This is a genomic window from Cedecea sp. Ae19-4, assembly GCF_059801165.1.
On the sequence record NZ_JBCHWG010000001.1, the window covers coordinates 330127 to 343969 of the forward strand.

Here is a 13843-nt window from a genome sequence, read left to right on the forward strand (position 1 = left end):
TATTCCTGTTATTTTCCAGCGGCAAAATGAGCGAGAAGCAGAGAGGCCACGTCTTCTTCCAGCGCAGGAGGAATTTCATGCCCCATGCCTGCAATGAGCTGCAATTTTGCGGCGGGGATCGTCTCGGCAATGTCCTGCCCGGCTTCTACGGGGAAGAGGGGATCGTGAGTGCCGTGAAGCACCAGCGTGGGGGCTACGATCTGTTTTATCTCCTGACGAAGATCGCCTGTGGCCGCCATCGCTGCAATCTGACGCAGCATGCCGGGCACAGAACTGGCGCGCGCCAGCGAGGTTTTTAGCAGCGCCGTGTAGTACTCCTCGTCAAACGGGAGGTGCGTTGAGGCAATGCGCCTGAAGAACGCGAGCTGCTGCTCAAGCCAGGCGCTTTGGTGCGAATGCGGATCGGGCTTCGGCCCCATTAGCATTGCCATCACATCCGGGGCCGGAGGCGGGAGCTGAGGATTGCCTGTGCTGGACATGATAGCGCACAGAGACAGCGTTTTTTGCGGATATTGCGCGGCAAACAGCTGGGCAATCATGCCGCCCATAGAGCGCCCAACAATGTGCGCCGCCTGAATACCGGCGTTGTTCAGCGTGAGGGCAACGTCCGCCGCCATGTCCCGGAGCGTATAGGCGATGGGGATCCTTTGGCCCTGGGAGAGCGCCTGCAGGTCGGGCACGCCCGCGTGGTTCAAGGAGGGGGACAGCCCGCAGTCACGATTATCGGCCCGTAAAACATAGAAACCAGCGTCGGCCAGCCGCTGGCAAAAACGCTGCGACCAGCTGATGCTCTGGCTTCCCAGCCCCGGCAGCAGGACTATTGCCGGGTGCTTTTTATCACCGAAACTGTCGAAGTAGAGGGAGACCGGCAGGTTAGTCGCTGTGTTCATGGGCGATCCTCAGTTTTTTCTGCCAGGCTTCCAGCAGATTTTCCAGCGCGGCTTTAACGTTTTGCTCATCCGGCTTGACCTTTTCAAGCACGGTGAACTCGAAAGCGGACTCACCATACTGGTTCCAGGCCAGCTGCAGCGCCTTATTGCGGTGCTGCCCGAACTTCAGTTCAAACAGATGGCGGTTTAACACGCCCTGAGCGTTTGCGGCGCTGGCGAGCAGCTTATGGCCGGTTTGCGTATTGGCTATCAAATAGATGCCCGCCGTGGTCGGGCTGTCTTTATAGCTCTGCTTCAGATCTTTTTTGTTTGGTGTCTCAGTCATTTTTTGGACTCCTGCTTGCCAAAAGCTAACGTTGCCGCATAGCGGCGAATATCCTGCGGCCAGTCTTCCATCGCGGCGTTGAAGGCCGTTTCGTCATCGGCAAACAGCGCGCGCAGGCAAGTTTCATACTCCGGCAGATCGCCCGCCACCTCGTGCATAAACTGGTAGGCGCTTTCGTGCCTGCGGCGCTTGTTGTCCGCCGGTTCGCTGGCTTTTCTGGCCTGTTCGATCAGTCGACGTAAGGTTGCAGAAGCGCCGCCCGGCTGCGTGGCCAGCCACTCCCAGTGGCGGGGCAGCAGGGTGACCTCCTTCGCCGATACGCCAAGCTTAGGCCTGCCGCGAGTTTTAACCGCAGCGGTCTCTTCGGTTAGCTGTTCGGCCAACTCGGGGTAAGCCGCAATGACGCTGGCTTCGTCCCCGTGGACGTGGATATCGAGCCGTTTGCCGGTCTGGTCATGGAAGATAAACACCGGCTCGTTACCGATTGGCGTGGCCTTTAGCTGCCGCAACAGTTCGTTCAGGCTGCCGTGGGCAATCAACTGCCGCTGCATAAAGGCGGTAAGGGTGACAGAAGACATGGGTGACCTATTTTATCCGGGTAAAAATAGTAGCCTATCGGGGGAGCCCGACCTTGTCAATTATACCCGGGTAAAATAGGTGGGGGAGGTCAGGCCTGGTGCATCAAGTCCTGATACAGCTCTGCGAGCACGCCGCCGGGGCGAAATTGCTGTTTGATCCAGCGAGTAACCTGACCCGTCGCCGCGTGCTGTGTGGCAAGCAACATGCGGGAATGCTGGCGTGGGTTATGGACCTGGCGGGTCACCAGCAGGCCGTTTTCTACCTCGCGACGCGCCATGTAATCCGGCAAAAAACCGATGCCGTCGCCTAAAATCTGGCACTGGCATTTGGTCGGGAAGTCCGGTACCACCAGGGTTTCCTGGCCGTGCAGCAGCCAGCCCACTTTTTTATTAATGGTGGAGGCGGTGTCTTCCACCATGATATTCGGATACAGCCTGAGCTGGCTTTCGGGGATCGGTTCCTGTGCCGCGGCGAGAGGGTGATCTGGTGCGATAGCGAACGCCCAGCGGATAACGCCAATCTCCGTGTAGTCAATGCCGCCCCCGCCCAGCAGCGCATCCGGCGCGCCGATGGCAATATTCACCTGATTGTTGAGCACCGCATCCCAGACGCCGTTGTACACCTCGGTGGTGACGGCAATCTGGCAGCCGGGAAACTGCTTTTTCAAAATATTCAGCAGTCTGGCCGTGTGCTGAGGCGTGTACAGCAGATGGTTAATGCAGATCCTGACTTTCGCTTCAATGCCCTGCGAAATGGTCTCAATGCCCCGCCGGATCCCTTGAAAATCATTCAACAAGTCGCTGGCCTTGCGGTAGAGATAGATCCCGGATTCGGTCAGCTCAATGCTGCGGGTGTTGCGGATAAACAGCGGCGCATCGAGCCACGTTTCCATGCGTTTTATGGTGTAACTGATGGCGGAGGTGGTCACGCCCAGCTCTTCGGCAGCCCGGCTGAAGCTGCCGTAGCGGGCGGCGCAGGTGAAAGCCTGCAGGTTCTCTTCGGTAAAGATGGAGTGCATTCCGGGCTCCCTTCGATGACGCGTGATGCGGGGAGTTTGACACATTCTGAAAAAGATTATTAAAACACATTCAACAATAGCGGCATCAGCGATGAATCTTTTTTAAGCGGATGTTTTTCCCGCCAGGGCGTTGTTATTCTCGAATTTCGGCTATAACCGCGAACGACAGGAGAACATGATGTCTGACAACGAGCTGATAACCGGGTTTTTGACGGCGGCTTTGAACGGGGACGCGTCAACGCTGAAAGCATGCGTGGCGCAGGGCGTGGATATTAACGTCACCAACCGGCAGGGCAGAACGGCCATCACCATCGCCAGCCTGAACCAAAAATATGACTGCGTGGCGCTGCTTATTGAGGCGGGTGTGGACATTAATCAGCAGGATGAAACCTGTTTTAATCCCTTCCTGATTAGCTGCCTGAATAACGATCTCAAGCTGTTGCGCCTGTTGCTACCCGCGAAGCCTGACCTGACTCGCTTAACGCGTTTTGGCGGGGTGGGTATTACGCCTGCCAGCGAGAAAGGCCACGTCGAGATTGTGCGCGAGCTGCTGGTGCATACCGAGATTAACGTCAACCACACCAACTTCCTCGGCTGGACGCCGCTGCTTGAGGCCATCGTGCTGAACGACGGCGGCAAAAAGCAGCAGGAGATTATCTCGCTGCTGCTGGAACACGGCGCCAACCCGCACATGACGGATAAATACGGTAAAACGCCGCGGGAACTGGCCGAAGAAAAAGGCTACCGCGAAATCGCTCAATTGCTGAGAGAAGCGGGCGCTTAGCCGCTGTATGCCTGACAACCACCATCACACTCTGGGTAGAAAAATAATAATGACTGAGATTGAGAAAAGCCGTCGCGACTTTATTAGCGGAGGCGGCAAGGTCGCCGCAGCCTGCGCGCTGTTTGGGGCTAGCGGCACCGCAGCCTGGGCCGCGAAAACACCTGCAACCGCCTGTGAGAGCAGCCACCAAATGAATGCTATCAGCGAAAAACACTATTACCTCGACAATGTGCTGCTGGAAACCGGGTTTAATTATGAAGGCGAAACCGCCGTCAGTACCCGCACCGAACTGCACACGTTAGAAATCAAAGACGGCAAAATTGCGGCAGTTCGTGCCAATAAATCGCACCCTGACGGCACGCTGCGCAGCTATGACGCCGGGAGTAAGCTGTTGCTGCCGGCGATGCGCGATATGCACATCCATCTGGACAAGACGTTTTATGGCGGCCCGTGGCAGGTACATAACCGCCCGGAAGGTACCACCATCATGGATATGATTGCATGGGAGCGTAAAATTCTGCCGGAGCTGCAGCCCTACACCCGCGAGCGCGCCGGCAAGCTTATCGATCTTATCCAGTCCAAAGGGTCGACGATTGCCCGTAGCCACTGCAACATTGAGCCGGTTTCCGGGCTGAAAAACCTTGAAAACCTGCAGGCGGTGCTGGCGGAGAGAAAGTCAGGTCTGAACTGTGAAATCGTGGCGTTTCCGCAGCATGGCTTGCTGCTTTCAAAATCTGAACCGCTGATGCGCGAAGCGATGCAGGCCGGGGCCCACTACGTAGGGGGGCTGGATCCAACCAACGTGGATGGCGCGATGGAGAAATCCCTTGATACCATGTTCCAGATAGCGCTTGATTACGACAAAGGCGTGGATATTCACCTGCATGAAACCAGCCCGGCGGGCGTGGCGGCGGTGAATTACATGGTGGAAACGGTTGAGAAAACCCCGCAGCTTAAGGGAAAACTGACCATCAGCCACGGTTTTGCACTGGCGACCCTTACGCCGCAGCAGGTGGATGATATTGCCACGCGCATGGCTGCCCAGCAGATCAGTCTCGCTTCTACGGTGCCCATCGGGACTTTGCATATGCCGCTGAAGCAGCTCCAGCAAAAAGGCGTGCTGGTGATGACCGGCACCGACAGCGTGATCGATCACTGGTCGCCGTACGGGCTGGGCGACATGCTGGAAAAAGCCAACCTGTATGCGCAGCTCTACGTTCGCCCGAGCGAGTTTAGCCTGTCGCGTTCGCTGGCCATTGCCACCGGCAATGTTTTGCCGCTGGATGATAAAGGTAAACAGGTGTGGCCGAAGGCGCAGGATGAGGCGAGTTTTGTGCTAGTGGATACATCATGCTCAGCGGAAGCGGTGGCGCGTATTTCGCCGCGTACCGCGACCTTCCATCAGGGCAATTTAGTCTGGGGAAGCGTGATTTAATCCGAGGTAGAATAGCCTGCAAAAGCAGGCTATTTATTGACACTTTACCGAACCACAAAGACCGGGAAGCGGGCATGGCGAATAATGCTGGAAGCGTTGGAGCCGAGCAGGTGGGTGGAAATAGACGGGTTCTTCGAACCTACAATGATCACATCCGCATGAATGTCCTGTGCGACTTCGTTCACTTCGTCCCTCACCGAGCCGTAGCGAATCTCCAGCACGACGCGTTCTTTAGGCAGTGAGAAGTGCCCGCGCAATTCTTCCATCTTTTCTTCGGCGTTTTTCTTCAGGTATTCGTCGAATTTACGGATGTCAGAGGAAAAACCGTGGGTATTAAACAGCGGGGATTTAGGCAGAACGTACAGAAGGTGGATTGTGCCCTCAGACTCTTTCGCCAGATATTCGGCATGGCGAATAGCTTTATCCGTGAGCTCCATTTCAAAAACATCCACCGGCATTAAGATGGTTTTATACATCGTTCAGCTCCTTTTGGTAACGTTTCAACCATTCTGGCACTAACGATGCGGTTTCGCCGTGATCTGGCGGGGAAATAAGGCATTTATCCCCTCGCCCTGGAAGGGAGAGGGGATAACCAATGTTTCCCAGGCTTTTATTTTCTCCCTCATCCCTTTGGAGAGAGGGCTGAGGTGAGGGGCGATCGCGCCTAGTTACGACCCGCCATCACGCCGCCGTCAACGTCCCACAGGGCGCCTGTCACCCAGGTGGTATTGTCGGACAGCAGGAAGCTCACTACTTCGGCAACGTCGCGTGGCGTACCTACGCGGCCAATCGGGTGGAAGCTATCAAAGCTGCCCATCACGCCCGCCACATCCTCTTTAGGAATGAAGCCTTCATAAATTGGCGTATGCACCACGGCCGGAGAAACCGCGTTGACGCGAATACCGTGCGAACCCAGTTCAATGGCAAGATTCTTCGTCAGTGCATGCAGACCGGCTTTCGCCATGGAGTAGGCGGAAGATGGTGTTGCGCCGATGGCCTGCTGAGCCCACATGGAACCGATGTTGACGATAGAACCTTTGATCCCGGCGGCAACCATGTTTTTCACCACTTCGCGGGTAATGAAGAAGGTCGCACGGTTGATGTTCATGTACATGTCGTAATCCGCCTCTTCGTGTTCGGTAAAGGCTTTCGGGAAGAAGACCCCGGCGGCGTTCACCAGCAGGCTAATGTCGCTGTGCTCGGCGTTAATCACGTCCATCACTTTATGCATCCCTTCGCTGCTCATCAGGTCTGCGACGATGACGGACACTTCCCCGAGGGCAGACAGCGCCTGGCGTGCCTGTTCGGCTTTCTCCGCGCGATTCCCGACCAGCACAACTTTCCCGCCGTTTTCCAGCACCTGACGGGCGCTTTCCAGACCCATACCGCTGGTGCCGCCAACAACTAAAAGTTTCTTACCTGCGAATGATGTAGACATGATGACCTCGTTTCTCTTTGCTTAATAAGGTGAAGCAGCCTGCCTGGCGCTTCGGAATGGCGACAGAATGCCAAACCTATTTCGGCCTGGCGAAGCATAAGAACTTGCATATCGAGAAAGAAAAACTATCTTGTCGGTATGTCGTCCTTGTCGAAGAGAAAATATGAGATCGCTGAATCGCCTGAAATGGCTGCACGCCTTTGAAGCCACGGCGCGCCACGGCAGTTTTACCGGCGCGGCGGAAGAGCTGGGCGTAACGCCCGCCGCTGTGGGCCAGCTTGTTCGTTCCCTGGAGGAGTGGGTCGGCCATCCGCTGCTGCACCGCACGCGCAGCGGCAAAGAAAGACTTACGCTGGTGGAGGAAGCAAGGGAGGCGCTGCAGGACATTACCGTTGGGCTGGACAGCCTGGAGCAGGGATTGAATAAGCTGCGAGGTGCCAGAGCCCGCGCGGTGGTGGTGATTACCGCTTCTCAGGTACTGATGATGAACTGGCTGATGGAGCGCCTCAACCGCTTTTCCGAGGAGCATGACAGCATCGACCTGCGCCTTAACGTCACGGAAAAACTGACCGATGTGCTGCACGGCGAGGCCGATGTCGGCATACGCTGCGGTCCCGGCAACTGGCCCGGTTTACAGTCAACGTGGTTAATGGACGAAGAGGCGGTGATTGTCTGCAGTCCGCATTTGCTGACTGGCGTCACCGAAGCTGACTGGCTGTCAAAACAGAAGCTTATTTATGATGATACACCGCATCCCGGGGCGAATTTCCCGGAGTGGGAAACGATTTCTCAGGACATTGGCGTGGCGTTGTGTGAGCAAAACGGCCTGCACATTAACTCTACGTCGGCCGTTATCCTGGCTGCTCTAAGCGGGCGTGGTGTGGCGGTGGTGCGCAAAGCGCTGGTCCAGCAGCTGATCGAACTTGGGCAGCTGCGCCAGCTTTTCCCGCAGCACAAATGGCCGCTGACCTGGTCCTATTTCATCGTGCGTTCAGAGCGCTCCAGTCGACGCCCGGAGGTGACGCTGTTCCATGACTGGCTGGTGGCAGAGACGGGCGCTACGCTTAAGTAATGGAAAAACTCATCGAATTAAAGCGCGCCAAACGCCTGGCGCTCTCACTTTTGCTGATTGCCGCCGCGACGTTTGTCGCCACTTTGTTCTTGCCGCCTAATTTCTGGGTGAGCGGCCTGAAAGCAATTTCTGAAGCGGCGATGGTCGGCGCCCTGGCCGACTGGTTTGCGGTGGTGGCGTTGTTTCGCCGCGTACCGATTCCGTTTATCGCCCGGCATACCGCCATTATTCCGCGTAATAAAGACCGTATCGGCGAGAATCTCGGCAAGTTCGTGCAGGAAAAGTTTCTGGATACCCAGTCGCTGATTGACCTGATTCGTCGCCATGAGCCGGCGCAGATGATGGGGAGCTGGTTCCGGCAGCCCGAAAATGCTCAGCAGGTAGGGCGGCATATGCTCAAGGTGATGGAGGCTTGGCTGTCGCTGACCGATGACACGCGGATTCAGGGGCTGATTCGCCGGGCGGTGCACAAAGCTATTGATAAAGTCGACCTCAGTTATTCCAGCGCGCTGCTGCTGGAAAGCCTGACCAAAAACAACCGTCATCAGGCCTTGCTCGATTCGGTCATAGCTCAACTGCTGGCGCTGCTCGAGAAACCGGCCAGCCGGGAATTTATTGCCCGCCAGATCGTCCACTGGCTGGAAACTGAGCACCCGGTTAAGGCCAGAGTGCTGCCCACCGAATGGCTGGGCGAGCAAAGCGCAGAGCTGGTGTCCGACGCCGTTAACTCTCTGCTGGATGACGTGAGCCAGGACAAAACGCATCAGCTTCGCCGGGCATTCGATCGCGCCGTGCAGCGGCTTATCGACAGCCTGAAAAATGACCCGGAAATGGCGGCTAAAGCGGAAACGATCAAAAGTTACCTGAAGGAGGATGAGAAGTTTAATCTCTACCTCGGCGAGCTTTGGAATGACCTGCGGGGCTGGCTGAAAACAGATATCGCCCGCGATGATTCGCGGGTGCAAAAGCGCATTGCCGAAGCGGGGCAATGGCTCGGGGAAACGCTAACGGCCGATGCTTCGCTGCGGGCCTCGCTGAATGAGCACCTTGAGCAGGCTGCCCGGCATATCGCGCCGGACTTCTCAGCTTTTCTCACCCGGCACATTACCGACACGGTGAAAAGCTGGGACGCAAAAGACATGTCGCGGCAGATTGAACTCAACATCGGCAAAGATCTGCAGTTTATTCGCATTAACGGCACGCTGGTGGGGGGCTCGGTCGGACTGGTGCTCTATTTACTTTCACAATTGCCGGGCGTGATTGAGGGCTGGGGGCTGCGGTTTTAAGGCACAGGGCGCAAAGCCCTGTGCAGCGTGGTTAGCCCTGATGAGGCATCAGTTTTGGGTCACCGGCAAAAGCGGGTTTACTGCTGCTTAGAGCCTGTTCGTCAGCGCCTATCGAACCGCTGTTATCCGCCCAGACACCTTCCTGCGTTTTGCTGATGGCCTGATGCTGGCCGTTAAGGTTTTGCCCCATGGCGGCGATGTGCTGGCTTTCTGTTCCACCGCTGTTGTCGGCCCAGGGAATGACAGGGTCGGCCGCTGCGGCGAATAAAGGCAAGCAAATCGAGCTGGCAAGCAGCATTTTGATGGCTTTATGCATGTTATTCACCTGCTGACATTAGCGTTTTGGGTGCCAGCTCCGGAGGAGATGGCGGTACCGATAAGTCTACTGCGGCGAGAAATATGCGCTGGCGAGGAAAAGTAAAAGAGCGTGTCATTTGCCACAATTGCTTACCGACGATCTCAAACTATTCAATAAGATAGACAGTGAATATGTTTCTTGTGAAATAATTAATTCGCTAATGATAATGGCCGTGATTTATTAAGTGACTGAACCGCCCAACAACCCGGCAGGACCCATGAACAATTTTTAGGTATCATTTCGTCTTATTTTCAATGGGATATTACTGCGGTAACTGATGACCCTTAACCCTTTCTGCTATTGTCTTCTGATGCTCGCCGCGCTGGGTAGCGCTTTTATGCCTCACTCTTTGGGCATGTGGTTTGTACTGGTGAATGTGCTCACGCTGCTGGTTTACGGCGCTGACAAACTGGCTGCGGTAAAAGGCTGGCGGCGCGTGCCGGAGGCAACATTGCTTCTCTTTGGGCTGACGGGCGGTTGGCCCGGGGCGATTCTGGCTCAGCAAAGTTTTCGCCATAAAACTCAGAAACAGCCGTTCAGACGCTGGTTTTTTATTACTGTGATAATAAATTTAATTGCCGTTATTGTCGTGGCATATGAGTTTTATTTACCCAGGTAATATTAATTTTGTATGTTCATGAAAGCGATAAACGCCGGGGATGAGGTGATGTCAGGGCAGTTTAGCAGTCGGGGGAAGCATTACATCTGGCCGAATGCCGAAAAAGCGGATGACGTGGCAAATACCTGTATTGTTCGCGGAAAGCAGAATCAAAACAATATTATCTACGTTACACCCGAATGTGTATACTTTTAATGTTGCCGGTGAATGTTTTTCGGTTGAAGCATAAAGCAGGATAAATTAAGAAAGCTAAATGCCATGTGGATAATACATGGTATTTTTATCTTTCTTGCTGCAGGGAGCGTATTGAATGAATGTGCGTTGATAAATATTCATAATCTGAACACTGAGAAACCCTTAACGCTATTTAAATTAAGGGTTTTTTTGAGTGTTATTTATTAATTAAATTCCATCTTCCATTTTCAATAGCAAGAATTTACTTTTCAATCCTTCTATTTTGGCTGATAGCGCATACAGTTGCGCCGGTGGTATCTGCCTGTCGTTATCTTTTAAACGTTGGATCTGATTGAGCTGATTCTCTACCATGGTGCTCTGCCGGTGAACTGTTTCACGTAATTGATATATTGCCGTTTTTAACTCGGAAATAGTCATATAGGAGGTTCGTTTTTGTTCCGCCTCTAAAAGTCGTTTTTCAATGGCTGTAAGCTGTGAAATCAACTCTTCATAGGTTGTATTAGCCGGCGCAGATTTGCTGGCAATTTCCTGCTTGTTTTTCCATTGAGTGACCAACGGATTATCTTGCCAGATGCTGTTGGTCACTCGCAGTACGTCTGGATTATCGGCACTTTGGTAGAGGGACAAAATGGAAAGTGCAAAGGCTGCGCCAGCTAGACTCCAGCAAAGCTTATTGGGCCAGGTTAATGGCCGGGATTCGGGGAGCTGCAGGTGTGTTATCGTGGGCTCCAGCTTTGGCGCTGCCGGTACGGCGGGTTTGCTCTGCTGGGTTTGTTGCTGGAGCATTTTGATGTTCATCTCCAGCCACAGTGAGAGCTGCCGAAAAACATCTCCCTGGGAAGATTGCAGCTCAACGGCCTGGGCTTCTAACATCCCCGATGACATTAGCAACTGTTCCATCGCCGGGATGTTGTCCGTCTGTAGCGGAAGGCAATAAATTAACGGCGTTAGGTACCGGCAGTAGCTATCGATCATTTGGCGACGCAGATCGAGCGCTGACAGGGGAGGCCAACAGGGAGGATGCTGTTTGGCAAATCCACTGGTAAAGACCTGGGTTGCACTGGCAACACCTTTCCAGCCATTTCGCTGACAGGCAATCAGGCAGTACCACATCCCAATTTGAAGGTCGTAGCCAAATTTTTGGAATAGCTGATTGCAGTCCTTTTCCCGTTCTCTCCACCAGTTACCGTCGTCTGAATAAATCTTCCAGCGGTGCATGTCGTTGCTGAACTGGAGAAAAGTATGATGGCCACGCGGATCGTGGCTGTTAATTTTCAACGTGCGGGTATGCTCAGAATGGATGGGCTCGCTCATGTTGTGACCTTCTCTGCGCGCAGGGTGAGGACTTTTTTACTGACGTCGATTCTTAAGGGGATTCCCGGCGCGCCATGCAATGCGCTGTCGGCCATCAGCGGGAGCAGATGCTGATTCAAAACCTGATCAATATCGCGGGCACCACTTTGAGCCACCCGGCAGCGCTCGGCAATCCAACTGACGGCTCGTTTGCTGTAACCCGGCTGCGCGGAGGCATCTGCTGCTTTCTGGTATCGCTGGCACAAACGCTGCAATTTAAGACCAATGATTTCATTCATCGCGTCAGAAGAGAGCGGCAGATAGGGCGTCAGCGTCATGCGCCCCATGAGTGCCGGGCTAAATACGCGTTCAAATTCCGGGCGAATGGCATTACACAGCGCCTCCGGGCTGATTTCCCCTGAATCATAGGTTGCCATCAACGTTTCGCTGGCGAGATTGGACGTCATAATAATCAGCGTATTGCGGAAGTTGATCTGCTGGCCTTCTGCGTCCTCGATCTGGCCCTTATCAAAGATTTGATAAAATAGCTCCATAACGTCCGGGTGGGCTTTTTCTACTTCATCAAGCAAGACGACAGAGTAGGGATTGCGACGAACAGCTTCAGTAAGTACGCCACCCTGGCCGTAGCCGACATAGCCAGGAGGGGAGCCTTTCAGGCCGGAAACTGAATGCGCTTCCTGGTATTCGGACATATTGATGATCACCATGCTTTCCTCACCGCCAAACAGCAATTCGGCCAGCGCAAGCGAGGTTTCCGTTTTTCCCGTGCCGGATGGACCTGCCAGCATGTAGACCCCCATTGGCTTGAGCGGGTCCCCCATACCTGCCCGGCTGATTCGTACCTGCTGCGCGATCTGTTTGAGAGCGTGATCCTGACCAATCACTCTTCCGGCCAGTCGCTCAAATAAAGCATCGATTTGCTGATGCTCTTTCTCCAGCATTCGCCCTAGTGGAATGCCCGTCCAGTCGGCCACTACATCTGCAATGCAGGTCGCATCGACACATTCAAATACCATGGCATGTTGCTGATGTCGGGCCGACAGTCTCTCCCGGCCGTGGGAAATAAATGCGGCATCTTTGCTGTTCAGCAATTGCTGAACCAGGTCATTTTGTTCCCTCCATTCCTTGGTAAGGGCTTCAAGCTTTTGCGTTAACTCTGTGGTTTGCCGCGTCAATATTTCAAGGCGCTTTGGCGCTGTGTCTTCTCGTCTCAGGGCTTCACATTCACTGCTAATCGCCCGTAGCTGGACGTTAATCGCTTCAATTTCTTTGGGTTCGTGGGTTTGAGACACGGCGACTCGGGCACAGGCCGTATCCAACAGACTGACGCACTTGTCCGGCATTTGCCGCCCGGCGATATAGCGATTGGAAAGAGTAACCGCCGCATGGATCGCGCTTTCTAATACGGGCACACCGTGGTGTTGCTCCATTGCCGGAGACATTGCTCTGAGCATGGTTGTCGCATTTTCGATATCAGGTTCTGCGACTTTGACAACCTGGAAGCGGCGGGTCAATGCGGCATCTTTTTCGAAGTACTTTTTATATTCAGCCCAGGTAGTGGCGGCAATCACGCGCAGTTCGCCGCGAGCCAGGGCGGGTTTCAGGAGATTGGCCGCGTCGTTCTGACCCGCCTGGCCACCGGCGCCAATCAGCATATGGGCTTCATCAATAAACAAAATAATGGGTTTGGGGGCACGCGTGATTTCTTTTAGCAATGCCTGAAGACGGTTTTCAAATTCTCCTTTTACGCTGGCTCCGGCCTGCAGCAACCCAAGATCCAGGGTCAGAACTTCCATCGCTCTCAGTTCAGGCGGCACCGTGCCCTCGGCAATCCGTAGCGCCAGCCCTTCGGCGATAGCCGTTTTACCCACGCCCGGTTCGCCCGTCAAAATCGGGTTGTTTTGCCGGCGTCGCAGCAGGATATCGACCATTTGCCTTATTTCAGATTCACGTCCGAGCACGGGATCCAGGGCACCTTTTTGGGCCAATTCGCTCAGATTGCGGGTATATTTTTTCAGTGAAGACTGCGTGACAAGGTGGTCATTATTTGGCTGGGAACTGGCTGGCGAAGAAGCACGAAGAAGTTCATTAACTTTGTCCGATTCGCAGTGCAGGGCATCCTGAACCTGTTTAGTGAAAAGCGGTTTAACTATATCGCTGAAAGCGCTGGCAATTAGCGCTTCAGGCGTTAGTGAGCCGCTTCCCCACCGTGCGCTGGCCAGCATCCACCCATTCGTTAACCACTCTACCAGCTCGGTGGAAAATACCGGCGTGGGCACCTGCGCTTTATTCGCCTGGGTCAGCGCATGTTGCAGCGCACTGAATAACTGGCTGACGGGCAAACCTGTTTGCAAACTTAGCGTTTCAAATAAGGTGCTTTGCTGCTGAATGATAGCCAGCAGCAGGTGCTCTGGCGTCACCTCCGTATGCTGCTGGGAGGCTGCATGACTAACGGCAGTATCGAGCGCGGCTCGGGTATCGGTATTAAGTCTGCTGATAATAGATTTTAAATAATGGTTCATCACTTTTT

At 54.3% G+C, this 13843-nt stretch carries 14 protein-coding genes; 5 read left to right on the forward strand and 9 right to left on the reverse strand.

What is annotated here, in order from left to right; genetic code table 11:
- Positions 1–8: 8 nt before the first annotated feature.
- The 4 genes from AAIE02_RS01505 to AAIE02_RS01520 form a co-directional block, all read right to left on the reverse strand.
- Positions 9–890, reverse strand: coding sequence for an alpha/beta fold hydrolase (locus tag AAIE02_RS01505; RefSeq protein ID WP_498531855.1), 882 nt, complete (start codon positions 888–890; stop codon positions 9–11).
- Positions 874–1215, reverse strand: a complete 342-nt coding sequence (locus AAIE02_RS01510) for a GIY-YIG nuclease family protein (protein ID WP_498531856.1) — start codon at positions 1213–1215, stop codon at positions 874–876. The genes AAIE02_RS01505 and AAIE02_RS01510 overlap by 17 nt, the downstream gene beginning before the upstream one ends.
- Positions 1212–1793 (reverse strand): DUF2239 family protein, encoded by a 582-nt coding sequence (locus tag AAIE02_RS01515; protein WP_498531857.1) that lies wholly within the window; start codon positions 1791–1793, stop codon positions 1212–1214. Before AAIE02_RS01515 ends, AAIE02_RS01510 begins: the two co-directional genes overlap by 4 nt.
- An 89-nt stretch (positions 1794–1882) precedes the next feature.
- Positions 1883–2812: a LysR substrate-binding domain-containing protein gene (locus AAIE02_RS01520; RefSeq protein WP_008455922.1), complete on the reverse strand. Its 930-nt coding sequence runs from the start codon at positions 2810–2812 to the stop codon at positions 1883–1885.
- A gap of 178 nt (positions 2813–2990) precedes the next feature.
- On the opposite strand from AAIE02_RS01520, the gene AAIE02_RS01525 reads away from it, so the two are divergent.
- Both AAIE02_RS01525 and AAIE02_RS01530 read left to right on the forward strand, forming a co-directional pair.
- Positions 2991–3596: an ankyrin repeat domain-containing protein gene (locus AAIE02_RS01525; protein WP_166876623.1), complete on the forward strand. Its 606-nt coding sequence runs from the start codon at positions 2991–2993 to the stop codon at positions 3594–3596.
- Positions 3597–3645: 49 nt separating this feature from the next.
- Positions 3646–5031 (forward strand): amidohydrolase family protein, encoded by a 1386-nt coding sequence (locus AAIE02_RS01530; RefSeq protein ID WP_498531858.1) that lies wholly within the window; start codon positions 3646–3648, stop codon positions 5029–5031.
- 44 nt (positions 5032–5075) lie between these two features.
- Here AAIE02_RS01530 and uspG read toward each other — a convergent pair whose 3' ends face one another.
- Both uspG and AAIE02_RS01540 read right to left on the reverse strand, forming a co-directional pair.
- Positions 5076–5507, reverse strand: a complete 432-nt coding sequence (gene uspG / locus AAIE02_RS01535) for a universal stress protein UspG (protein ID WP_008455928.1) — start codon at positions 5505–5507, stop codon at positions 5076–5078.
- Between the two features lie 188 nt (positions 5508–5695).
- Positions 5696–6469: an SDR family NAD(P)-dependent oxidoreductase gene (locus tag AAIE02_RS01540; RefSeq protein WP_498531859.1), complete on the reverse strand. Its 774-nt coding sequence runs from the start codon at positions 6467–6469 to the stop codon at positions 5696–5698.
- A 163-nt stretch (positions 6470–6632) separates the two neighbouring features.
- On the opposite strand from AAIE02_RS01540, the gene AAIE02_RS01545 reads away from it, so the two are divergent.
- Positions 6633–7541: a LysR substrate-binding domain-containing protein gene (locus AAIE02_RS01545; RefSeq protein WP_336708354.1), complete on the forward strand. Its 909-nt coding sequence runs from the start codon at positions 6633–6635 to the stop codon at positions 7539–7541.
- Complete coding sequence (locus AAIE02_RS01550; RefSeq protein ID WP_336818531.1) at positions 7541–8827, forward strand: DUF445 domain-containing protein; 1287 nt, start codon at positions 7541–7543, stop codon at positions 8825–8827. The genes AAIE02_RS01545 and AAIE02_RS01550 overlap by 1 nt, the downstream gene beginning before the upstream one ends.
- A gap of 31 nt (positions 8828–8858) precedes the next feature.
- Here AAIE02_RS01550 and AAIE02_RS01555 read toward each other — a convergent pair whose 3' ends face one another.
- Positions 8859–9143 carry a hypothetical protein gene (locus tag AAIE02_RS01555; RefSeq protein ID WP_008455937.1) on the reverse strand — a complete coding sequence of 95 codons (285 nt, stop codon included), beginning with the start codon at positions 9141–9143 and terminating at the stop codon, positions 8859–8861.
- Between the two features lie 319 nt (positions 9144–9462).
- On the opposite strand from AAIE02_RS01555, the gene AAIE02_RS01560 reads away from it, so the two are divergent.
- Positions 9463–9804, forward strand: coding sequence for a DUF1294 domain-containing protein (locus AAIE02_RS01560; protein WP_336982179.1), 342 nt, complete (start codon positions 9463–9465; stop codon positions 9802–9804).
- 402 nt (positions 9805–10206) lie between these two features.
- Here the strand turns inward: AAIE02_RS01560 and AAIE02_RS01565 are convergent, their stop codons facing one another.
- Both AAIE02_RS01565 and tssH read right to left on the reverse strand, forming a co-directional pair.
- On the reverse strand, positions 10207–11313 hold the full coding sequence (locus AAIE02_RS01565) for a VasL domain-containing protein (protein WP_498531860.1): 1107 nt from the start codon (positions 11311–11313) through the stop codon (positions 10207–10209).
- Positions 11310–13835 carry a type VI secretion system ATPase TssH gene (tssH, locus tag AAIE02_RS01570; RefSeq protein WP_498531861.1) on the reverse strand — a complete coding sequence of 842 codons (2526 nt, stop codon included), beginning with the start codon at positions 13833–13835 and terminating at the stop codon, positions 11310–11312. The genes AAIE02_RS01565 and tssH overlap by 4 nt, the downstream gene beginning before the upstream one ends.
- Between the last annotated feature and the right edge of the window lie 8 nt (positions 13836–13843).